The following is a 23,339-nucleotide window of genomic DNA, read 5'->3' on the forward strand; positions in this document are numbered from 1 at the left end:
TACTAAGATAATGGCACTCCTTCGAATGGAATTTAAAATCATTTTACTAATAGATAACTACTGAAAAATATAATAATACAAGCTAATGAATTTGAGATAAAGAATTGATCCAAATAAACCACTTAGGTTGGTATAGGGAAACTATAACCAATGAAATTATAACAATAGAAAAATAATTAAAGAAAAATTTTGTGAGTCTTTCATGAAAATGTCCTGGTAATTTTATATTGTATCGAATTAATAACCAAAATAGCATCATGTGGCTAGGAATATTAATAAAATAATTAGAGAATAAGCTCAAATACGTTATACTGGTAAGGTTAAATAATAAGGTATCCCATATGCAAAATAATACCATTCTATCTCGTTTAGAACAATTACGAGAAATTATGAAAATTAGAGAGATGGATGCATGGGTGTCATTAACTTCTGATCCCCATTTATCAGAATATATTCCAGGTTATTGGAAAACAAGGGAGTATTTATCAGGATTTACAGGTTCGGCAGGGGTTCTGGTAGTTACTAAAGATAAAGCAGGTGTTTGGACAGATAGTCGTTATTGGGAGCAGGCAGAAAAACAATTATCAGGCACGTTGATTAAATTATTTAGACAAACTAAACAAAGTCAGACTCATTGGGATTGGTTACTGCAAGAACTAAGCAAAACACAAAGTATTGGTATAGATGGTAATACGCTTTCTTATGCTGACTATATCACACTAAAACAAAAAGTTGATCATAAGGGTATTGATTTAAGACTTGATGAAGATATCATTCAATCAGTCTGGCATGATAGACCTGCTCTCCCCAATAACCCGATTTATATACACGGATCACCATTTGTATCTTTAACCTGTCAGGAAAAAATAGTCACACTTAGGAAATTGATGCGAGATAGAAAAGTAGATTATCATTTGATCTCTAGTTTGGATGATATTGCATGGATCACTAATTTACGTGGATCTGATGTGGATTATAATCCTGTTTTTCTCTCCCATTTATTAATTACTTCGGATGAAGTAATTCTATTTATTGACACCAAAAAAATGGATACTCAAATAAGTCATTACTTAAATAGTCAAGAAATTAAAGTACTAGATTATGCTCATGTGAATGAGGCTATTGCTAAATTGGATTATGCTAAACTTCTAATAGATGAACATAAAGTAGCATACGGTACATTGGTTAAGAAAAAACATACAACACAATTAGATGTTGCGATGAACCCCAGTACATTACTAAAATCTAAAAAAACACCATTAGAATTAAAACATATCAAGGAAGCAATGTTGCAAGATGGTATCGCCCTGTGTCAATTTTTCTGTTGGTTAGATAAAACCATACAAGATAAGAAAATTATTTCAGAATTAGATATTGATGAGGAGTTAAGTAATCGAAGAAAAAAACAAGATAACTTTGTATCATTAAGTTTTAATACTATTGCAGGATTTAATGCTAATAGTGCCTTACCTCATTATGCGGCGACCAAAGACAGCTATTCTTTACTTAAAGGAAATGGTGTTTTATTGGTTGATTCAGGGGGGCAATATTTAAATGGGACAACCGATATTACGCGGGTGGTTGCTATTAATCAGGTGACAGGAGCTCAAAAAAGAGATTTTACTTTGGTTTTAAAATCGCATATTGCGATGGCGAATTTGATCTATCCTGAGGGAATACCCATGCCCTTGTTAGATGTAATGGCAAGAGCGCCACTATGGCAAGAACATCTTGATTTTGGACATGGGACAGGACATGGTGTGGGTTATTTTTTAAATGTACACGAAGGTCCTCAGGTATTATCTTGTTATTCTAATGTCAGCGAGAAAACCAAGGTCTATGAGGGTATGGTTACTTCTATTGAGCCAGGTTTATATCGTCCTGGTAAGTGGGGGATACGTATTGAAAATTTAGCTGCATCAGTAGCACATCGGCCCCCTAACGAGGACGAATATGGAAAGTTTTTATTTTTTGATGTACTTACTCTTTGTCCAATTGATCGACGCTTAATTACAGCATACGCACTAACAGAAACTGAAAAAAGTTGGTTAAATCGTTATCACGATAAAGTGAGAAATACGCTATTTAAGTACCTTAATTCGGATGAGAGGGCGTGGTTAGAATGGGCAACTCAAGTAATTTAGATAGGAATGAATATGTTTAAGAATAATAAAATATTGGGTAGTGTATTTATCGTGTCGGGTACTGCTATTGGCGGTGGTATGGTAGCAATGCCGATTGTGTTATCTGGTGTTGGGTTTATTACTTCTACCCTTATTTTATTGATGATGTGGGGTCTGATGTGTTACTCGGCTTTGCTAATGGTTGAATTATATCAGTATCATTCACCTTGCCATACCCCAACACAAATTGCTGAGTACTATCTAGGGAAACCAGGTAAAATTATTTTACTGGTCAGTATGTTGACTATGATGTTTGCTTTAATAGCGGCTTATATCGCAGGTGGTGGTGAGTTATTTCAAGTAATAGGTGGACTGTATTTTGATAACCATATTCCTGGCTATATTTATTCAATTTTGATGATTGGAATATTGGCTATTTTTTTGGTGTTAGGGACGAATAAAGTTGATATACTTAATAAGTTGTTGTTTACATTAAAAATTAGTGTATTGATCTTAATTTTATTTTCCATGTTATCATTTGTTAGGGTAGGGAATCTAGATAGTTTGCCCGATAGTAATTTTGTTGTTTTGGTGTCATTGCCTTTGATTTTTACTGCTTTTGGATTCCATACATGTATCCAGAGTTTAGAAATATATTTAGAAGGCAATCGGTCAAAAGTTAGAAAAGTGATGATCATCGGTAGTGTCATTCCTTTAATTGTTTATGTTTTTTGGATGTTGGTTATTTTAGGGAGTTTAGACAGTGCAACTTTAAATGGTATTATCCGGGCGGGAGGAGGTGTTGATAGCATTTCCTTGACGATTCGTCAATTATTAGGTAATCCCTATATTGAGATTGGAGTTAAAGTTTTTGTTTTGCTTGCCATATTAACATCATTTTTGGGGGTGTCTTTAGGTGCTTTTGATTATATTTCTACTGGTTTGAAAATCAATGAGCAAATTTTAGGGCGCTTAACTGCTACCATAATTACTTTTTTTATCCCTGTACTTTTTGTCGCTTTTTATCCTAAAGGGTTTTTAAAAGCACTAGGGTTTGCAGCAATTGCCTTTTCTCTAATGACTTTAGTTATTCCTTCACTGATGGTTTGGCAAGAAAGAAAGATAACCCCATATCAATTAGGAAATTACAGAGTCAAAGGCGGGAATATTGGTTTATTGGCTGTATTTTTGGCTGGATGTTTGATTATAGGTATACAAATACTTGTTTTCTTAGATTATTTACCCAAAATTGGTTGACCATATGACCTATTTGTTTTACTGAGGTCTCCATGCTTTAGAGCGGGGAAATATCAATTTGATTTGAATAGATCCTTAGGAAAATTATTTTCTAAGGTTCTGGAGATAGCACACACATAAGTATTATTTGATTTTGCCTGATCGTCTATTAAACATGCTTTTTTATAAAATTTGTAAGCTAAGTCTATTTGTTTCCTACTCTCATAGTATTCTGCTACTTTAATACACTGATCAAGCTTTTTATCATTATTGCATTCTTTAACCATATTTATAATATCAATGTCATCATCATAGGCATAAGCAAATAGCGATAAACAGGATAACAGCAGAACTGATAAACATTTTTTTATTAACATTAATTTATCCATTTTAGTTAATAACCATGTGTTAGAGAGAGAAATTCAATAAAAGTTCGGTGAAACAAGAGAAGATGAGCTTCTCTTGTTTACTTTATTTGAAAGGTCACTAGCTAGCAATTTGTCCTAGATTTTCACTAGCAAATTCCCAATTAACCAATTCCCAAAAGTGTTTTAAATATTCAGGACGAGCATTTTTATAATCAATATAGTAAGCATGTTCCCAAATATCTACTGTTAGTATTGGGGTGAGAGATTTATCTTTAATAGGGGTATCTGCATTGCTTGTATTAACAATAGTGAGAGAACCATCAGCTTTTTTAACTAGCCAAGTCCAGCCAGAACCGAAATTAGCAGTAGCTTGTTTGGTGAATTCTTCTACAAAAGAATCGAAAGAACCAAAATTTTTTTCTAGGGCTTCGAGTAACATCCCGGTTGGTCTCCCGCCACCGTTTGGTGACAAGCAATTCCAGTAGAAAGTATGATTCCAAACTTGAGCTGAATTATTAAAGAGACCACCTGCAGGAGCTTTTTGAATGATTTCTTCTAAACATAAATTAGCATAGTCTTTGTTGTCAGCTAACAGGTTATTCAAATTATTCACATAAGTTTGATGATGTTTACCATAGTGATAGTTGATAGTTTCTTCAGAGATATGGGGTTCTAACGCATTTTTTTCGTATGGAAGTTTTGGTAATTCAAAAGACATAATTTGCTCCTTAAATTTATGAATTAGTATTTTATTTTTGATGGACAGTATACAAAACTTTAACCTGAGGTACAGGTTTAATCTATTAATTTTATTTAATGAATAAATTAAAATAATTTAGATGACATTCTGATAATGTATTTTAGGGGTTAAACTTATTGTTATCTCTATGGGATTATTTGGTAATAAATTTCATTACTATTAATAAAGCCTAAATCTTTACGAGCAGTTTCCGCAATAGCATCGCTGCCACTTTTTAAATCATTTATTTCAGCTTGCATAGCATCATTGCGAACTTGTAGTGCCTTATTTTTTTCTTCTAATTTAGCCAACTCACTGCCAATAGAAGAAAAATCTTTCCAACCACCTTTGCCTGTCCAGATGTTGTACTGTAATAAAGTAAGGCAGAGTAAAAGAAATGAAGTAATGAATTTCATAAAATAATTTTATTTGATTGCGAGTATGTATTATTCTAACTCAAGTTCATCTGTGAGTATAGGGTCAAAAATTTTTAACCAAACGGTAGCTAAAAAAATTCACTAACATTTGTTCTGGATGAATTAGGAGATACCTCTGCTGATTTTTTTGTACAAGGAGTATTGTGATTATTTACAAGTATCTTGGACTTATAACTCATCAAGTTTTATCATCTTAAAACAAAAGTTAACTTTTTGTTGAAGATCTAGTGTATCTTTACGAGCTACAACTTTTTTTGTCAGCAATAAACCTAATTTTTATTTAAGAGAGTTCGATTTAAGTATTTGCATGTAACTACAAAATTTATTGGCTTTTAATGAAGTCTACTAATAAATTAGCTACTTCTACAGGTCGTTCTAATACACTAGCATGTCCTGTGTTTATTTGGATCAATTTTGATTGAGGTAGTCGGTGATAAAGTTGGTTGGCATATTCGTAAGGAATTATTTGGTCTTCGGTACCAGTAAGTATTAATACAGGTTGTGTGATGCTATTTAAGGCAGAGGTAATATTAATGGTTAAATCTAGTTTAATTTGGCTCAACATGCCATCCCAATTAGTACCTATTTCTATACTTTTGACTAACTCATTTAACATTTTATTACCTAATTTCATTAGGAAAGTACTACCAAAAATATCTAAACATAATGTTTGGGAAGCCATTTTATAGTCAATATTAATTATATCTTGCCATAATTTAAGTTTAAGTTGCATGCTAGGTGCTTCTGAATTAATAAATCCTCCAATAGAAGTAACCGATAAAAATCGTTCAGGATGGGTTCCAGCAAGATACAAAGCAATACTTGCACCTAGAGAAAAACCAATAACATGGACTTCTTCAATTTTTAGTTCATTTAATATAGATATTATTTGGGCATTGATAATTTTTAGGTTTAGATCTTCTTTGCTATTAGGCGTTCTTCCAGAACCCGGGAGGTTAGGTCTTATATAGAGCCAATCAGTTTTTGATCTAAGTGTTCTGATTAACTCAGACCAATTACTCATAGCATTGCCACCTGTTCCGTGAATGAAAAGAATAGGGGTTCCTTCCCCATCGATATATGTTTCAATCAAACCATGGGGTGTGTAAATATCTTTTTTCATATTCATCAGTAAAATTATTTTAAGTTAAACATTATACTGATTTAAATGGATTTTAGAACTTCAATTTGTGAGTATATAGAAACAATCTCATCGTTTCGTCGTAAGACCAGATCCTTGCGGTCAGTAGTCAATTAACACCACTAGAATCAATCATAAATCCTATTGGTTAAAAACCAGTTTACAGTAAAATTTGTCATCGCTCTCTTTGATAATATAATTAAAGCCCAGTTTGTCAACTAGTTTTTTTGTTAATTCTAAACCCACACCAAATCCATATTTCCTTTCAGTTAGGGCATTTTCAACCTCGAGAAACTTGGGGGTTAAACGAATATTAATATTTCCTGATAAAGTATGTTGGAAAGTATTCTTAATGATGTTATTTAGGACGATTTGTACAGGGAAGTAATAGGTTTTAATAGTGCTAGGTTCGGAAACGATCTTCAGTTGTATGTTGGGATTGTTTTGAATGTTAGAAATATTTTGTTGGATTACCTCTTCTACTAATTGATCTAATTGAACAGATTCAATATTAATTGACTCAGAACCTCTATCAAGCCATAAAATAGCCTGTGTTATTCCTTGCATTTGATGAGTATACTTTTCTAAACGGATAATAGCTTGTTGGAGTTTAGGATTATCATTAATTTCACATTGCTTGAGAACATACTTTAAAATCTCTGTGTTAGAGACAATAATACTCAGAGGCGTTCTTAATTCATGGGATGTATAAGACAAAAATTGTCGCTCACGTTCATTGACCAGACTAATAGCTTTCATATTATGGTGTAATAATTCAGCAAAATCATTTAACTCAGGGTAAATGAAATTTGGAATAGGGTTATTTAAATTTTTTATATTCAATGAATTAGCCCAATTCTTTAAGGCCGATATAGGTCTATCCATTGTTTTGAAAAGAAACCATAGCATAAAAAAGATAAATAATAATAGAATAACAGCTGTTGATCCCAATAAAATAGCTACTCTAGTAGGGGCAAGTAGCCTATAATTAGATAAGTCAGCACCTGGGCTATTGACAAAGCTTACATATTTTGTTTTTAAATCATTCTGGAATTTGTATACAATCCAGGAAGAAATATTTTCCGTATTATTATTTTTAGGTATATTTATACGATATAAATGATTAGTGGTATCAGGTTCTGAGGGCATAGCAGAGCGTAACTCCTCTGGTTGTTGTTGCCAGCTATCAGAAACGTAGTATATTTTTGAGGGGCCTTCATTTATGGCAATATTTTGAATATCATAAGAAATGATCTCCTTCATCCCTTGAAACAAGAAGTGAGTTGCCAACAAGCTATAGCTAATAATAACTACGGAAAAGGCAATTAGGATAGAAATGATGAACCATGTTTTTAGACTGACATTTTTACTTTTAAGATAATTGATTAAGTCTGAGGCCATAGTTTGGAACTGTTTCAAGTTGGATATCACAATCAGTGATTTGATCTAAAGTTTGTCTTAGTTTGTGTAAGTGAACTTTTAAACTATTACTATTAGGCAGTAAATCTCCCCATAAGAAATTTTCTATTTCTGAACGACTCACAGTATCAGGTGCTTTTCTTAACAAAATTTCCATAATTTTCCAACCAGTAGGCGTTAAGTTAAAAATTTGGTCATTTACAGTACATTGATGAGTGTTAAAATCCATAACCATAGTACCAAATTTTAAGGTTTTTACCTGTCCACTTTTTCGGTTAGCTAGTACTTTGATGCGAGCCACCAACTCCTCCAAGGCTACAGGCTTAACCAAAAAGTCATCTGCACCAGCATCAAATCCTTTTAATTTATGGTGCAGTTGGTCTTTAGCTGTTACCATCAAGATAGAAACATCTTTACCAAGGGATCTGATTTTGTGGCAAAACTGGTAGCCATTGATACCAGGTAAACTAATATCTAGAAGCAAACATTGATAATCATGCTCTTGTACTAGGTTAAAAGCAATTTCCGCACTAGGGGCATAATCAACATTAATTTTTTGAAGACTCAAATAATCAATGAAAGTGTTCGCCAGATCTATATTATCTTCTATCAATAGTATATCAAGCATTTTTGTTCCTTATGATATGTGACTAAATTTTTGAATTATCAAACTTAATTACACGAGCACGCTGAACAATATAACAAAATAGGTTAATATATGGTTAAAAAATTAAATTAGAATGGCCATAGCCAAGCCCAAACTCTTCTATTATCTGCGATTAGCAGATTCAGCGTATGTGTGGCAGAGGCTGTGTTCATAGTGTCAACACGTAAGCCATTTTGATAAAGTTCAACTTGTAATTTGCCGGGTAAAAATATTTGTTTTTCTCCTGTGCCCAGAATAATAATTTCAGGTTTTGATTCAGATGTTATTAGTAAATCATCTATCGTTAGCTCTTGGAATGATTTATTGACTATCTGAATATGCTTATCCCGAATGAATATTGGTTGAGTATAGGTCATGTTGTTGATAATAATTTTTCCATGTTGGTAGCTATCGATCCACACAGGATAATCATCTGAGTTAGTAATTTCTATTTCCATAAATTGTTCCTATCAATAATTAACATTGTATTCTAGTTTAAATTATTTGACAAAAGAGTATAATCTGGAGCCTATCATTAAAATACTTTAATTTGAGGTAATTATGGCACCAATTAATATTGGCATCATGGGTGTAGGGACTGTTGGTAAGGGAACTATTGGGATTTTAATTCAAAATAAACTTGAAATCCAAAAGAAATTAGGGGCTGAATTTCGTATTTTTATGGTTGCTTGCAAAAATGTACAAAATGCTCGAAAAGTTTGTCCGGCAGATACTATTATTACAGATAATGTTTTTGATGTAGTGCAACACCCAGAGATAGATATTGTTATAGAGTTGATTGGTGGGAGTACCGTAGCAAGAGATTTAGTCTTGCAAGCTATTGAAAACGGCAAACATATCATTACTGCCAATAAAAAGCTTTTAGCAGAATATGGTAATGAAATTTTTTCAGTTGCTGAAGCCAATCAAGTGACAGTTAGATTTGAAGCGGCGGTAGCTGGTGGTATTCCAATTATTAAAGTGCTAAGAGAAGGATTAGTAGCCAATAATATTCAATGGATTGCAGGTATTATTAATGGGACGAGTAATTTTATCCTAACTCAGATGAAAGACAACAGTGAGGATTTTGAATCGGCATTGGGACAAGCTCAAAAATTAGGTTACGCAGAGTCTGACCCAACCTTTGATATAGAAGGTCATGATGCAGGACATAAAATTACAATTATGGCTGCTTTGGCTTTTGGTATTCCAATTGATTTTAGTCATTGTTACTTAGAAGGAATTAGCCATTTAAAAAGTAGAGATATTATGTATGCCAATGAATTAGGATATCAAGTTAAATTACTGGGAATTACCAAAAGGACAGATAAAGGGATTGAATTAAGGGTGCATCCAACTTTAATTCCAGAGGATCGGTTAATTGCTAGTGTTAATGGTGTGATGAATGCAGTGTATGTAAATTCAGATATGTTAGGTAAGTCTTTATATTATGGTGCAGGAGCGGGTTCGTTATCGACTGCTAGTGCGGTAGTAGCTGATTTAATAGACTTATCTCGTGAGTTAATTAACCAGTTAAAATATCCTGTGGTACCACATCTTTCCCATTTGCCTAGTGAAGTTAGGGAACTACCTTTTGTTTGTATTAATGATATTAATAGTTCTTATTATTTAAGGGTGGTAGTAAAAGATCAATTAGGTGTTTTATCGGCATTGACTAAAATATTTGTTGAGCATGATGTTTCTATTGAAGTAATGATGCAGAAGTCTGATTTTAATGAAGGTATAGCAGAAATTATTATTCTGACACATCTGACTATTGAACATAATATAAAAAAGGTTATGGCACAGATAGAATTTTTAGAAGCTATGGTGGGTAGTGTTACTATGATTCGTATGGAGTCGTTTCATCAATAATCAAAAATCAATGTATTAGATCACACATCATTTTGGTTCCAATAGTTAGAAGTAGCAGTACAAAAAATACTTTAAGTAATTTAGGATTGCTAATAGCATTTGCCTTTGCCCCTAAAGGAGCAAAAATTATTGTGGGTATTGCAAGTCCCATAAAGTAAGGCCAGTACATAAATCCTAGACTATGTTTTGGAAGGATACTAGTGTATTCTAGACCAGCAACGATGTATATCATGACACCAACTAAAGCGATCGGAAACCCTAAGGCGGCTGAAGTGCCTAAACTTTTTTTAATATCAATATTATAATGCAAAAAAAAAGGTACGAATATAGAACCACCCCCTATACCTAGCCAGCTAGATAGTAAGCCTGTGCCTAACCCTGCTAATTTTATTTTAGAACTAGTAAGCTCCCTTATTACTTGATTTTGGTTTTTTAAGTTAATAATAGATTTAATCGCGACATAGTAAATGAATAAGATGAATAAAATTTGTAGATAATCACTACGAATATATGGGCTGATGAAAGCACCTAAAGCGGTGCCTAGTATAATAGGAAAAGTCATTTTTTTGACAATGTTCCAATTGATGTTGCCATTTCTATTATGTGTTACCGCACTTGATAAGGCAGTTAGTACCATTATAGCAAAAGAGGTACCAATAGCTGTTTGCTGTAAATATTCGATATCGCCAAAATTACTTCTTAGCATATAGGCAATAATAGGTATTGTTAACAACCCACCTCCTATACCCAATAGCCCAGATAGAAACCCTGCAATACTGGCAATGGGTATGATAAGTAGAAGATCTTGTAGCTCCATGATATTTTCAATGTCCTATATTTGTTTTTTTGGGGATATTAGTTTCTAAAATATATTCTAATTCCTTGATATGAATATTTAAGTATTTTCCTGAGACAACGATATTGCAATAAGAGCTATTTTTATTAAGTGATTTGGTAGGGTACATTATTTCATATTTCCCTATTTTATTGACTGGAAAAAATAAGTCTGTTTCGAAAACAAACTTATCAAAGTTTATAATAGAGTGCATTGCTTGGATATCTTGCCACTTAACTTGAAAATTGGGTGCCGAATCAGAGTAAAGTACTAATCCGTTGCTATTCATCACTAAATAGTTTTTTTGATTTTTGATTATGGCATTGATTGCTTGAAAAAAGTGGTAAAAGCAAATAACAATAATCATTAAACCGATGCTCATAATGCTTATATTATAGTAATAATTTTCCAAGTTTGGGTGAAGCAATAAAATACAAGTTAGAATTAAAATCACAAAAGGCTTAATTAAACCAACCAAAATTTTTGGGATGCTATGGTATATAACAATTTCTTTCAATAAATTATTTTTCATAATATATTTAAACACATGAAATTATTTTTCAGATAGCCAGTAATTTAATGCAATAAGTGTTTTGGCATCTTTGATTTTCATCTGAGCTATTGAATTTTTTACTTCTTCTCTGGATAACAAAATAGTTTCCAATATTTCATCAGGATCTGGCTTGAGTTGGCTGTTCTTCTGTACATCATGAGCTTGGTATAAATACATTTTTTCATCACAAAAACCAGGCGCACTATAGAATGTCTGTAACAATGTAACACTCTTGGCAGTATAAGGCGTTTCTTCCGCTAACTCTCGCATAGCGCATTTGGCAGGATCTTCGCCTTGAACATCTAACTTGCCGGCAGGGATTTCTAGCAAAGCTTCGCCAACAGCATAACGAAACTGCTTGACTAAAATTACTTTATTGTCCTTAGTTGTTGCAAGAATGCATACAGCTCCCGGATGATTAATGACTATTCTATAACTATTGTTACCATTGGGTAGTTGAATTTTATCTCGGGATATTTTAACAAAGTTACTTTCATATATGAGATCACTAGATATTTTTCTTTCAGTTAAATCCATTATTGATCCTTAATTGTTGCAAATTGTCATTATAGTTTATTTTATTAGGGAATAGGATGGCTAATCAATCATAAAAATATTGAAAAAATCTCAAAAATAATACCATAATACCTGGGCTATTATTTCCCTAATTAAGAATATTGGATGTTATGTACAGGATATCAATTTTTGGAGATCCTGATATTTTTGAAAGTTTCTGTATTTTAAGTAAGAATATTTTAAAGTAAAGTTTAAACACTACATGTAGCAACATAATTCTACTTATTTTAGCCGTATACTCAAAACTGGATTATTTTAATTAGCCAGTAAAGTGATTAAGAGTGATACTTTTGATAACATTAAAAACCATCAAATGGTAATGAAGGGCGTGATCGAGAGATTCTGCGATTAAGTCGTCATGAGCAAGAAGCTATTGACAATATAAAACCAAAGAAATAGAGGTAAGATCAATGTCTCTGGATATGGGATAAAAGTGTCTGTATTTTGGCTAAAATGAAAATATTTTCAAGCAATAAATGTATTAGTTTCTAAAATATGAGAATAAGTTAGTATTGATGGTATCCTCCACCGTTGTAGATAACAAAAATACTGCTTTACAAGATCATGAATAACGAATTCAGAAGTTTAGAGAATAAGTCTTGTAAAAGCTATGATTTAGTTTCAGAATGTAAGTAGTATTGATTTAGCCTCTTTTCTTATCCAGTATCATACATGAGAAACTGCTATTTGTTGTTTTACAAAGTTTTCTTGGTGAAAAAGTAATTAATTTGTCCATAGGGGTTCAATGTTATGTTAAAGACAAGATAGTTGACTTATGAAGTTTATGTATTCTGATTTTGGTATAGATTAAAAATTAATATTAAGATAACAATAAAAATGATAACATTTTATCCGTTCTATTGAATTTAGAATCATTGTAACTTAATTATGAAGGATGAAGGAAATACTAATCATGAATAAGCATGATATAAGTCTTGAAAATTGGCTGTATCCTCGATGGATAGCACATCGAGGTGGGGGTAACGTTGCACCTGAAAACACCCTAAAAGGATTTGAATTGGGGTATGAATCTGGTTTTATAGGTGTAGAATTTGATGTGAAAATAACCAAAGATAATCAATCTGTTGTTATTCACGATGATGATTTAAAGAGAGTCGCTGGAGTTGATGTTCAAGTAAAAGATTTATTGTTAGAAGAAATTACTCGTATTGATGTAGGTACTAACTATCCACATTATCAACCTGCTTATGTACCGAGTCTGAAAGAAATTGCTGATTTTTGTGTGTGTAATAATATTGCTAGTAATGTTGAAATAAAACCTTGTTTGGGTAGAGAAATATGTACAGCAGAGATAGTAGCTAAAGATACTATTGAGTTCTGGCAAAATAGTCTTATTCCCCCGTTATTTTCTTCATTTTCTTTAGATGTCTTACAAAAACTAAAAGAAATATATCCAGATAGTCTAAGGGGATTATTGATTGAAAAATGGGATAGTGATACAGAAATTATTAACCAACTAAAAACATTGCAATGTATTTCGTTACACGTACCTGAAAAAGATCTGACTGAATCTAGAATTTCTAAGATTAGAAAAGAAGGGTATGCAGTTTTGGCATGGACAGTCAATGACTTAGATAGAGCAAAAGAGCTCATCTCATGGGGGGTTGATGGTGTGATTACTGATCTAATTGATCAAAGTTTTCAAATAATAGAATGAGGATAATTTTTTGTCACATATGGTTTGCTATAATCACATAACGTACAATTCACACGCAATAGTTAGAAGGGATATTAAATGTTTTTAAAAAAAATTAAATTAGGTGTAGTTTTATTTTCCAGTTTGGCTGCTCTTTATGCTTGTGGTGATGGAGGGAAGTCATCCAATAATGAAATTGTTTTTTGGCATTCTTTTAGTGGTGGATTAGGTAACGAGTTAAATGCCATTATCGATGATTTTAATCAGGCAAATCCGGATATTAAAGTTAAAGCTATTAATAAGGGTAGTTATGATGATGCCTTAAATGCGGGTATTGCTGCTGTTCGTTCTAATAATGCTCCTGACATACTGCAAGTCTTTGAAGTAGGAACTGCTACAATGATGTATTCAGGTAATATCATTAAGCCAGTTAGTCAGCTGATGGAAGAAGTGGGCATCCCATTCAATTCTTCTGATTTTGTGGATGCTGTAGCTGCTTATTATTCAGATAATAATGGTCGTTTAGTTTCTATGCCATTTAATAGTTCTACTGCTGTTTTTTACTATAATAAAGACGCTTTCAGAAACATAGGGTTAGATCCTAATAGACCTCCTAAAACATTTGAGGAAGTACAAGAAATAGCTAAGCAGTTGGTTACTAATAAGAACTCAGGGGTAAATTGTGGAGTAACTGTTACATGGCCAGCATGGATTTTATTGGAAACTGGTTCCGCAAGAAATAATACTCCCTATGCAAATAAAAATAATGGCTTTGGTGGGATAGATGCACGTATTTCTTTTGATTATCCCTATTATGTCAGGATTTTAACTGATTTAAGTGAAATGTCTAAAGATAGGAGCTTTGTTTATGGAGGGCGAGGGGATAGAGCTAATGAGTTGTTTACTACCGAACAGTGTGCTATGTTGTTAGATAGTTCTGGTAATTACTCTGATATAAAAGCGAATAGTAAGTTCTCATTTGGTGTCGCTACAATACCTTATTATGCTTCTATTGAAGGTGCTCCTCAAACGGGTATTATTGGTGGTGCTTCTCTTTGGGTATTTAACGGTAAGTCTGAAGCTAAATACAGAAGTATTGCAAAATTTTTAAAGTATTTATCCTCTCCTAAAGTTATGGCACAGTGGCATCAAAAAACTGGTTATGTTCCTGTTACTAAGGCGGCTTATGCTTTAACCAAAGAGCAAGGTTATTACGATAGTAACCCGGATGCGGAGGTGCCAATTCAATATTTAAATTCTAATCCAAATGGTAAGAAACTGGGAATCCGTTTGGGTAATTTACCGGCCATACGTGATATTGAACAGGCAGAAATGGAAAAGGTTTTTGATTATAAGCTAACACCACAAGAAGCTTTGAGCCATATGCAAGAAAAAGCTAATAAAAAATTGGAAGAATTCGAAAAAAATCACCAATCGTTTTAAAAATTATAGTAACATCATTGTGCTTTCTCATAAATTATGGAGTTCTGTATGTCAGCAACTGACTTTACGAGGAGATGGTGCAAAAATATGTATTTGGTAACGAAAATTATGGGATTTATTAATTAATGCAAGAAAAAAATGTTTTTAATCATAAGATACTTCCTTATTTATTAATTATCCCTCAATTGATTATTGTATTGGTTTTTTTCTTCTTACCAGCAGGGCAAAGCATTTGGAGTTCTTTCTTTGTTACGGATAACTTTGGTCGAAATCCAAGCTTTGTTGGGCTGGCCAATTATGCAGCTCTCTTTTTAGATGAGGCTTATTATCAATCCATCGTAGTAACGGTTGTTTTTTCAACCCTAGTTACGTTAATTGGTTTAGGTATTGCATTATTATTGGCGTTAATGGCTGATAATGTCTTAAAAGGTAAGTTATTTTATCGGACTTTTTTAATCATACCTTATGCTATAGCACCAGCAGTTGTTGGCGCCTTAATGAATTTTATTTTTTCTCCTTCAGTTGGTATTTTGGCCTTTATGTTAAGAGATTATTTTGGTATTCCTTGGAACCCATTACTTAATTCTACTCACGCACTAGCTTTGGCCACCATTTCTGCTGTTTGGATCCAAGTATCCTATAATTTTTTATTTTTTTTGGCAGGATTACAATCTATTCCTCAATCTGTTATTGAAGCTTCAGCAATTGACGGTGCCGGTCCTTGGAGACGGTTTAAGGATATCATTATTCCTTTATTAGCACCAACAACATTTTTTTTATTTATTATGAATATTATTTATGCATTCTTTGAAACTTTCCCCATTATAGATATGACGACTCAAGGAGGCCCCGGAAATATGACTAATATTTTAGTTTATCGGGTGTATAAGGTAGCATTTCAGGAAAATAATTATGGTTCATCTGGTGCTCAATCTGTTATCCTAATGTTAATTATTATAACTCTAACGTTTATACAGTTTAAGTACATAGAGAAGAAAATCCATTATTAAATTGGAACAACTATGGTAGAAAATCGCCCTGTCTTTAATATCTTAAGTCATATCATTTTAATTCTTGGGGTTATTGTTATTGTATTCCCTATTTATGTGGCATTTATTGCTTCTACACAAGCATCAATAGATATTAAAGATGCACCGATGTCTTTGTTGCCTGGTGGAAATATGTGGCAAAATTATAGTACAGCTCTTACAGAAGGCATAACAGGGGGAGCTTCTGTCAATAGAATGCTACAGGTGAGTTTTATAGTGGCAATGGGGGTTGCTTTGGGAAAGATTATTCTGTCATTATTGGCGGCCTTTGCATTGGTTTATTTTAGATTTCCTCTTAGGAAAACAATCTTTGGCTTGATTTTTATCACTTTAATGATACCAGTGGAGGTTCGAATTTCACCTACTTATGATATTGTTACTAAATTCAATCTTATTAATACTTATTCAGGAATCATTTTACCGTTGATTGCATCCGCTACAGCTACTTTTTTATTTCGACAATTTTTTATGACAGTTCCCCATGAGTTGGTAGAAGCAGCAAGAGTTGATGGTGCAGGGCCAATGAGGTTCTTTTTTGATATTTTAATCCCTCTTTCCAAAACCAGTATTGCAGCACTGTTTGTGATACAGTTTACTTATGGTTGGAATCAGTATTTGTGGCCATTGTTGATGAAGACAACAGAAGAAATGTCGACCATAGTTGTGGGCATTAAATTAATGATAGGGACAACTGATAGTACTGTAGATTGGGGGGTTGTAATGGCAACTGCTATGATTGCTCTAGTAATACCAACTATTGTAGTTTTGGTATTACAAAAGTGGTTTGTAAAAGGTTTAATAGATACGGAAAAATAAGTATGGCTAGCTTAGAGTTGATTAATGTACAAAAAAAGTATCCAGACGGCTATGAAGCCATGAGAAATTTTAATGTCAAGATTGAAGATGGCGAATTTGTTGTGATTGTCGGGCCATCGGGTTGCGGTAAGTCGACTTTAATGAGAATGATTGCCGGTCTTGAAGAAGTGACTGAAGGGGAGGTAAGAATATGTGGACGAGTTGTAAACCAGTTAGAGCCTTCTGAGCGGGACATTTCTATGGTGTTTCAAAATTATGCTCTTTACCCTCATATGACAGTATTTCAAAATATATCTTACGGCTTAAAGATTGCTAAAATACCTAAAGCTGAAATTAAACAGCGCGTATATGACGTTGCTACAATGCTCGGACTACAAGATTTATTGGATCGAAAGCCTAAACAACTGTCTGGTGGCCAACGGCAAAGAGTGGCCATGGGTAGGGCGATTGTTCGTGATCCTAAGATTTTTTTATTCGATGAGCCATTGTCAAATTTAGATGCGAAACTTCGGGTACAAATGCGTTTAGAGATTAAAAAGCTCCAACGTCAATTAAAAGTTACTAGTTTGTATGTAACTCATGATCAGGTTGAAGCAATGACTTTGGCTGATAGAATTATTGTTTTAAATAAAGGTAATATAGAGCAAATAGGCACTCCTGATGAAATATTTAATGATCCAGCTTCCTATTTTGTAGCTGATTTTATGGGGTCTCCACCCATGAATTTATTTCCAGTCACTGTGAGTACTTCAGGTGAATTAATTGGTTTTGATTACAAAATCCAATTAAATAGAGAAAATAGAAAAAAAGATATTTTGGGGAAAGAGGTTTACCTTGGTATCCGTCCTGAGCACTTAGTAGTAGATGGTAGTGGTTTGCCAATGGAGATTGAAATGATTGAGTCATTAGGATCTGAGAAGTTATTTCATCTGGTTTCTAATAATAATAATGCAAGATATGTTATGTCGCACCCAATAAAACATATGAATCATCATCATGAGGTAGGAGAACGAATTAAGTTCTGGGTTGACAATGATATTAATCTGCGTTGGTTTTCAAGAGAGACAGGGAAAAGAATTTATTAGGAACTGGAAGGTCAGGTTTTATTATGGACTCGAACAATACTTCAGATCGAACTATTCAACATGATTTTGGTAATCATTCTATATATCAAGAAGAGAAAAAAACTAAATTAGTTACTGTCATAATTGTGGTAACCATGATAGCAGAGATTATTGTAGGTGTTTGGTCAGGTTCTATGGCTCTCCTGGCGGATGGGGTGCATATGGGGGGGCATGCTTTGGCTTTAGGTTTAGCAACTTTAGCCTACTATCTAACCAGGAAATATGCGGATGATAGAAGTTTTACTTGGGGTAGTGGAAAAATCAATGATTTAGTCGCTTATACTAGCTCTATTTTGTTGATGGCTACTATTGCTTTTATGATATGGGAATCTGTTAGTCGCTTATTTCATCCTGTGCAAATGCTTTATGAAGAAGCGGTCATGGTTGCTTTTATTGGTTTATTAGTAAATTTATTTTCGATATTTATATTGCTACGTAATCCGGAAAATGAACATACTCATGGAATTCATGATCATTGTTCACATTCAGAAAATAGAAATAACATTGATTTAAATAGTTATGATAATAATTTTAAAGCAGCGATTATCCATGTCGTGGCAGATAGTGCGACTTCGGTAGCAGCTTTACTTGGTATTTTTATAGCATGGATATGGGGATGGGATTGGTTAGATCCTATGATTGGCTTAATAGCTTCCATGGTGATTCTTAAATGGAGTGTAGGCTTGTTAAAGAATTCAGGTTCTGTTTTATTGGATAAAGAAAGTGGCTCAGGCATAAAAAAACAGGTAGTAGATAGCATTAAAACAGTTAACCCTCAAGCTCATATCATGGATCTTCATATTTGGTCTGTTGGGCCTAAATCATATGTTGTAGTGGCAATCATAGGTTCTTCAGTTGATCAAGATTCAAGTAGTAGATATCGATCGATGCTTGAGCAAATAGAAGGGGTATATCACCCAGTTATTGAAATTAGAGCGTTATAAAGAAAATAAAACAGAATAAGATCCTAGTAGGATCTTATTCTGTTTTATTATGATGTCGTCTTCTTTCTAATTCTGTAAGATAGCGTTTTCTTAAACGAATATTTTTTGGTGTAATTTCGACTAATTCGTCACTATCGATAAATTCAACAGCACTTTCTAGGGTTAGTTTTATAGGGGTTGTCAATCTTACCGCTTCATCCGTACCTGAAGCTCTAATATTAGTTAATTTCTTACCTTTTAGTGGGTTAACTACCAAATCATTGTCACGAGAATGAATACCAATAATCATACCTTCGTAAACTTTTTCTCCAGGGCTGATAAACATACGACCACGATCTTCCAAATTCCATAATGCATAAGCCACTGCCTCACCTTGTTCTTGAGAAATTAATACCCCATTTTGACGACTAGGTAAGTCTGTTTTTACAGGGCCATAATCATCAAATACGTGTGACATTAAACCAGTTCCTTTGGTTAAAGTCATAAAATCATTTTGGAAACCAATCAGACCTCTAGCAGGGATATAGTAATCTAATCTAGTTCTACCATTGCCGTCACTTTCCATATTGACCAACTCACCTTTACGTTTGCCAATGGCTTCCATCACTGAACCTTGATGGTTATCTTCGACATCTATGGTCAAATTCTCGTAGGGTTCATATTTTTGACCCTCAATATCTTTGTATAGAACTCTTGGCTTACCAACAGCTAATTCATAACCTTCACGTCTCATATTTTCAATCAGGATTGTAAGGTGCAATTCTCCACGACCAGACACCCTAAATATATCAGCATCAGCAGTTTCTTCCACTCTAAGAGCAACATTAGTTAAGGTTTCTTTCATTAAGCGATCCCTAATTTGACGACTGGTGACGAATTTTCCTTCCAGTCCAGCGTATGGAGAGGTGTTGACCATAAAATCCATGGTTAATGTTGGTTGATCAATACTGATCACAGGAAGCCCAATAGGGTTTTCTTTATCACAAATGGTTACCCCGATACCTATCTCTTCTAAACCTGAAATAATTACAATATCTCCAGATTCTGCTTCTTCTAAAGGTACTCTATCTAAACCTTTAAATCCCAGTAATTGGTTAATTTTGCCTTGGGTAACCACTTCATCATCATTCATAACAACAACATTTTGTCCAGGTTTAATTTTGCCGTTTAAAATACGTCCAATTCCTAAGCGACCTGTATAAGCTGAGTAATCCAATTGAGAAATTTGTAGCTGTAATGGTTTTTCGCTAGAACCTTGGGGTTCTGGGGTGTGCTTTAAAATGGCGGCAAAAAGAGGATGCATATCAGAGCTGTTATCTTGTAAGTTGTTTTTAGCATAGCCATCTAAACCTGAAGCATACACAATTGGGAAATCCAACTGTTCTTCTGTGGCGCCTAAGTTATCAAAGAGATCAAACGTTTGATCAATTGCCCAATTAATTCGCGCTCCGGGTTTATCGATTTTATTAACAACTACAATTGGTTTTAATCCTAGAGAAAGTGCCTTTTTAGTGACAAAACGCGTTTGAGGCATAGGGCCTTCTTGAGCGTCTATCAATAATACAACACAATCAACCATGCCCAATACTCGTTCTACTTCTCCACCAAAGTCAGCATGCCCAGGTGTGTCAACAATGTTGATATGGTAGCCTTGATATTCAATAGCTGTATTTTTAGCTAGTATTGTGATACCTCTTTCTTTTTCGATATCGTTGTTGTCCATAATACGTTCATCAACATGTTGATTGTCTCTGAAAGTACCCGATTGTTTTAGTAGTTGATCAATAAGAGTGGTTTTCCCATGGTCAACGTGAGCAATGATTGCGATATTACGAATTTTTTTTGTCATGATTTTATATTCAATATTATTTCATTTGTAAGGTAAACAGAATTAATTATTCAGGTAATTTTTTTATAAAAATTCTATCGTGAAAAGTACAACTTATCATTATAACACTCTTACTTTATATTTATTACCATTTTTTTAGGATGAATAATTTTTATATTTAAAACTTGATTTAGTGAATTACTATCAGAGAACTTACCTGAATGGTAGAGAGATTAAAAAATATATTTTTTTTGGTTTCAATCTTATAAGGGGTATAAGGAGAGACAACTAGTTAAATAATATAGGAATATATACAAATATATAGTATTTCTGACCATATCATAGTCACGTTTAACTATACTTCATAAAGTTTTGTCCCCTTTTCAAGATCGAATTCTGTAATACATGTATATAGCTAGGTTGGCTGTAATCGGTGCCGACAATCCTGGTAACGACTACTGCTTCTCTAAGTTTGGACAGTAAATGACTACATTCACATTCTTTTTGACAAATATTAACTGGATCTATTATGGTAATGGTCATTGTTCCTTTGAAAGTGAGTTTCCTATTTTTTAGGATCTTCAATAGGGATTTCAATTCCTATGATGCAAAGTTTGGTGATTGTGCTGAATTAATAGGAAGTTCTAAAAATCTCTCTATTCCATGACCAGCCCAGCCTTTATTTACTTTGCCTGATGGGTTTAAAACTATTACTTTATACTCTAAAGAAAGCTCATGCAAATTTCTATCTTTCAATGTTTGCATTCTTTCTATTGCTTCTTTACGTTCCATACTCACCTTACTTAAAAATCGCTAGTAGCTCGTTAACTTTTATTCTTTTACTGCCTTTAGATGATATATTGCGTTGAACAGATATTGTTTTAATATTGGCACCTTTATACAATTTTCTAGTTACTTCTGTATCATGGTTTGAGATTAATATACCTTTTGTTTTCTTTGCTGTTAATTCGGCTAACTTAGCAAGTTTTTGTTGTTGATTTTGGTTAAATCCACCTTGTGAATAGCTTGTAAAATAGGCAGTTTCAGATAGCGGCACATACGGAGGATCACAATAAATTAAATCATTAGATTGGGCTATTGAAAATGTCTCTTCAAAGTGAGCATACATTAGTTCGATTCTACCTGATTTGTGGATAAAATGTTCCATTTCACTTTTTGGAAAGTAAACTGTTTTATATCGACCAAAAGGTACGTTAAAGAGTCCTTTACTGTTATAGCGACATAATCCATTGTAAGCGTGTCTATTTAAATACATGAATAAAGCGGATCTTTCTAGCTTATCTTGTGATTGATTAAACTGTGTTCTCAACTCATAGAACTGTATTTCTTGGTTATTATGGGGAGTAAAAAATGATTGAGCGTAGTCAATAAAGTCTTTTTTTTCAGTTTTTAATGCTTCAAATAAATTAATTAAATCAGCATTGGCGTCAGATAACACATAACTTTCAAATTCAACACCTAATGTAACTGCACCACTCCCTGAAAATGGCTCTATTAAGCGTTTTCTATTAGAAATAGGCATATGTTCTTCAATGAATTGAACAAGTTTAGCTTTACCGCCAGCCCACTTTAAAAAAGGCTTAGACATTATCGTGAATTATGCTCTCTTAATAAAGTTGATTCAATAAATATCATGTTAGTTTTTAGTAAATGGAAGAACAATAGGAATCATTCTTAACTTTATAAATTGTACCAGAAAAAAATTATTTCCATTTCGTATAGCTTATTTTATATTAACCATAATATTCATAAAATTCGATTCTCGTAAAAGAAATGGGGAAAGAATAGGATGTGAATGTTTTGTTTTTGAAAATACCACTCCTTTTATCCTAAGCTAATATTAAATTATGTAATGTTTACAACATTACATTATCCCTTTCCCCCATGACAATATGAGGTTTTTTTTTGTGGTAAAAATTATGAGGGGGGGGGAGGATTAATTTTTTCTAATTCACTCCATATTAAAGTGGTATTAGCTATGTATGGGGGATAGAATTGAATTATCGAGAATATTCGATAGATTTTCTACTGATATACATATCGAGTTATATAGCCAAACATGCTTTTAAAGGACTTTAAAACGCGTTTTAAGTTGAGGGTGGAATGTTGAGAATGTACCACATCTAAAGGCCAAAACTAGCGATTTTGAGCGTTTCACAAGAATAAATACTATAATGTATCTCACAGAATTGCCAATTTTATAGGAATGTAGGAGGACATTAATTTTTCTTTTTATCGGTTAGTTATTTATCATATTCTAAGCCGACATTAATCATCTTTCAATTAATGTAGTTAGATTGGTTAGTCTATTATTTGTGAGTTATATATCGAAAAAAAGTTAACTCAATAGCAAAATGTTGTTGACAATTTAATCATAAAGGCTATAATTCTTCATTCAATAAGTCATCGGGGCGTAGCGCAGTCTGGTTAGCGCATCTGGTTTGGGACCAGAGGGTCGTGAGTTCGAATCCCACCGCCCCGACCATTTTTTATCTGAAAACAGAAAAAT

General features: G+C 33.3%; 22 protein-coding genes and 1 tRNA gene. 10 read left to right on the plus strand and 13 right to left on the minus strand.

The features are described from left to right. Window positions 1–341 precede the first annotated feature (341 nt). On the plus strand, window positions 342–2,144 hold the full coding sequence (locus GKC53_05005) for a M24 family metallopeptidase (protein ID QRN41479.1): 1,803 nt from the start codon (window positions 342–344) through the stop codon (window positions 2,142–2,144). Between the two features lie 6 nt (window positions 2,145–2,150). Further along, window positions 2,151–3,380 (plus strand): tyrosine transporter TyrP, encoded by a 1,230-nt coding sequence (locus GKC53_05010; protein QRN41480.1) that lies wholly within the window; start codon window positions 2,151–2,153, stop codon window positions 3,378–3,380. Between the two features lie 53 nt (window positions 3,381–3,433). Here the strand turns inward: GKC53_05010 and GKC53_05015 are convergent, their stop codons facing one another. The 7 genes from GKC53_05015 to GKC53_05045 all read right to left on the minus strand — a co-directional run bounded on the left by GKC53_05015 (window position 3,434) and on the right by GKC53_05045 (window position 8,567). Further along, complete coding sequence (locus tag GKC53_05015) at window positions 3,434–3,736, minus strand: hypothetical protein (GenBank protein ID QRN41481.1); 303 nt, start codon at window positions 3,734–3,736, stop codon at window positions 3,434–3,436. A 109-nt stretch (window positions 3,737–3,845) separates the two neighbouring features. Then, entirely contained in the window at window positions 3,846–4,445 is a 600-nt protein-coding gene (locus GKC53_05020) for a superoxide dismutase [Fe] (protein ID QRN41482.1), read from the minus strand. Window positions 4,446–4,612: 167 nt separating this feature from the next. After that, on the minus strand, window positions 4,613–4,882 hold the full coding sequence (locus GKC53_05025) for a cell division protein FtsB (protein QRN41483.1): 270 nt from the start codon (window positions 4,880–4,882) through the stop codon (window positions 4,613–4,615). Window positions 4,883–5,225: 343 nt separating this feature from the next. After that, entirely contained in the window at window positions 5,226–6,032 is an 807-nt protein-coding gene (locus tag GKC53_05030; protein QRN41484.1) for an alpha/beta fold hydrolase, read from the minus strand. A gap of 153 nt (window positions 6,033–6,185) precedes the next feature. Further along, the gene (locus GKC53_05035) at window positions 6,186–7,463 is read right to left on the minus strand and encodes a hypothetical protein (GenBank protein QRN41485.1); all 1,278 of its coding nucleotides are present in this window, start codon (window positions 7,461–7,463) and stop codon (window positions 6,186–6,188) included. Next, window positions 7,417–8,091 carry a response regulator gene (locus tag GKC53_05040; protein QRN41486.1) on the minus strand — a complete coding sequence of 225 codons (675 nt, stop codon included), beginning with the start codon at window positions 8,089–8,091 and terminating at the stop codon, window positions 7,417–7,419. The genes GKC53_05035 and GKC53_05040 overlap by 47 nt, the downstream gene beginning before the upstream one ends. Before the next feature lie 107 nt (window positions 8,092–8,198). After that, on the minus strand, window positions 8,199–8,567 hold the full coding sequence (locus tag GKC53_05045; protein ID QRN41487.1) for a rod shape-determining protein RodA: 369 nt from the start codon (window positions 8,565–8,567) through the stop codon (window positions 8,199–8,201). Between the two features lie 103 nt (window positions 8,568–8,670). Here GKC53_05045 and GKC53_05050 point away from each other — a divergent pair, with 103 nt between their 5' ends. Then, entirely contained in the window at window positions 8,671–9,984 is a 1,314-nt protein-coding gene (locus tag GKC53_05050) for a homoserine dehydrogenase (GenBank protein ID QRN41488.1), read from the plus strand. 7 nt (window positions 9,985–9,991) lie between these two features. Here GKC53_05050 and GKC53_05055 read toward each other — a convergent pair whose 3' ends face one another. From GKC53_05055 to GKC53_05065, 3 genes are read right to left on the minus strand one after another with little or no spacing between them, the layout of a single operon-like run. Next, window positions 9,992–10,801 (minus strand): TSUP family transporter, encoded by an 810-nt coding sequence (locus GKC53_05055; protein ID QRN41489.1) that lies wholly within the window; start codon window positions 10,799–10,801, stop codon window positions 9,992–9,994. A 7-nt stretch (window positions 10,802–10,808) separates the two neighbouring features. Continuing rightward, window positions 10,809–11,351 carry a hypothetical protein gene (locus GKC53_05060; GenBank protein ID QRN41490.1) on the minus strand — a complete coding sequence of 181 codons (543 nt, stop codon included), beginning with the start codon at window positions 11,349–11,351 and terminating at the stop codon, window positions 10,809–10,811. A 21-nt stretch (window positions 11,352–11,372) separates the two neighbouring features. Continuing rightward, entirely contained in the window at window positions 11,373–11,909 is a 537-nt protein-coding gene (locus tag GKC53_05065) for an NUDIX domain-containing protein (GenBank protein QRN41491.1), read from the minus strand. A 934-nt stretch (window positions 11,910–12,843) separates the two neighbouring features. Between GKC53_05065 and GKC53_05070 the strand changes: the two genes are divergently transcribed. The 6 genes from GKC53_05070 to dmeF all read left to right on the plus strand — a co-directional run bounded on the left by GKC53_05070 (window position 12,844) and on the right by dmeF (window position 18,981). Further along, on the plus strand, window positions 12,844–13,626 hold the full coding sequence (locus tag GKC53_05070; GenBank protein QRN41492.1) for a glycerophosphodiester phosphodiesterase: 783 nt from the start codon (window positions 12,844–12,846) through the stop codon (window positions 13,624–13,626). Between the two features lie 78 nt (window positions 13,627–13,704). Beyond that, complete coding sequence (gene ugpB / locus GKC53_05075; GenBank protein ID QRN41493.1) at window positions 13,705–15,048, plus strand: sn-glycerol-3-phosphate ABC transporter substrate-binding protein UgpB; 1,344 nt, start codon at window positions 13,705–13,707, stop codon at window positions 15,046–15,048. 125 nt (window positions 15,049–15,173) lie between these two features. Beyond that, the gene (locus GKC53_05080) at window positions 15,174–16,058 is read left to right on the plus strand and encodes an ABC transporter permease subunit (GenBank protein QRN41494.1); all 885 of its coding nucleotides are present in this window, start codon (window positions 15,174–15,176) and stop codon (window positions 16,056–16,058) included. Between the two features lie 12 nt (window positions 16,059–16,070). After that, a complete protein-coding gene (gene ugpE, locus GKC53_05085) occupies window positions 16,071–16,913 on the plus strand; it encodes a sn-glycerol-3-phosphate ABC transporter permease UgpE (protein QRN41495.1) in 843 nt (280 codons plus the stop codon). A gap of 2 nt (window positions 16,914–16,915) precedes the next feature. After that, window positions 16,916–17,998, plus strand: a complete 1,083-nt coding sequence (gene ugpC, locus GKC53_05090) for a sn-glycerol-3-phosphate ABC transporter ATP-binding protein UgpC (GenBank protein QRN41496.1) — start codon at window positions 16,916–16,918, stop codon at window positions 17,996–17,998. A 23-nt stretch (window positions 17,999–18,021) separates the two neighbouring features. Further along, on the plus strand, window positions 18,022–18,981 hold the full coding sequence (gene dmeF, locus GKC53_05095; protein ID QRN41497.1) for a CDF family Co(II)/Ni(II) efflux transporter DmeF: 960 nt from the start codon (window positions 18,022–18,024) through the stop codon (window positions 18,979–18,981). Window positions 18,982–19,015: 34 nt separating this feature from the next. Here the strand turns inward: dmeF and typA are convergent, their stop codons facing one another. The 3 genes from typA to GKC53_05110 all read right to left on the minus strand — a co-directional run bounded on the left by typA (window position 19,016) and on the right by GKC53_05110 (window position 22,418). Next, entirely contained in the window at window positions 19,016–20,830 is a 1,815-nt protein-coding gene (gene typA, locus GKC53_05100; protein QRN41498.1) for a translational GTPase TypA, read from the minus strand. A gap of 579 nt (window positions 20,831–21,409) precedes the next feature. Beyond that, the gene (locus tag GKC53_05105) at window positions 21,410–21,601 is read right to left on the minus strand and encodes a DNA mismatch repair protein (GenBank protein QRN41499.1); all 192 of its coding nucleotides are present in this window, start codon (window positions 21,599–21,601) and stop codon (window positions 21,410–21,412) included. 7 nt (window positions 21,602–21,608) lie between these two features. Beyond that, window positions 21,609–22,418, minus strand: coding sequence for a Dam family site-specific DNA-(adenine-N6)-methyltransferase (locus GKC53_05110; GenBank protein QRN41500.1), 810 nt, complete (start codon window positions 22,416–22,418; stop codon window positions 21,609–21,611). An 819-nt stretch (window positions 22,419–23,237) separates the two neighbouring features. Between GKC53_05110 and GKC53_05115 the strand changes: the two genes are divergently transcribed. Continuing rightward, window positions 23,238–23,315, plus strand: a tRNA-Pro gene (locus GKC53_05115). Window positions 23,316–23,339: the final 24 nt, after the last annotated feature.

It is taken from the genome of Neisseriaceae bacterium (genome assembly GCA_016864895.1).
In the GTDB taxonomy this organism is placed as follows: Bacteria; Pseudomonadota; Gammaproteobacteria; order Burkholderiales; family Neisseriaceae; genus QFNR01.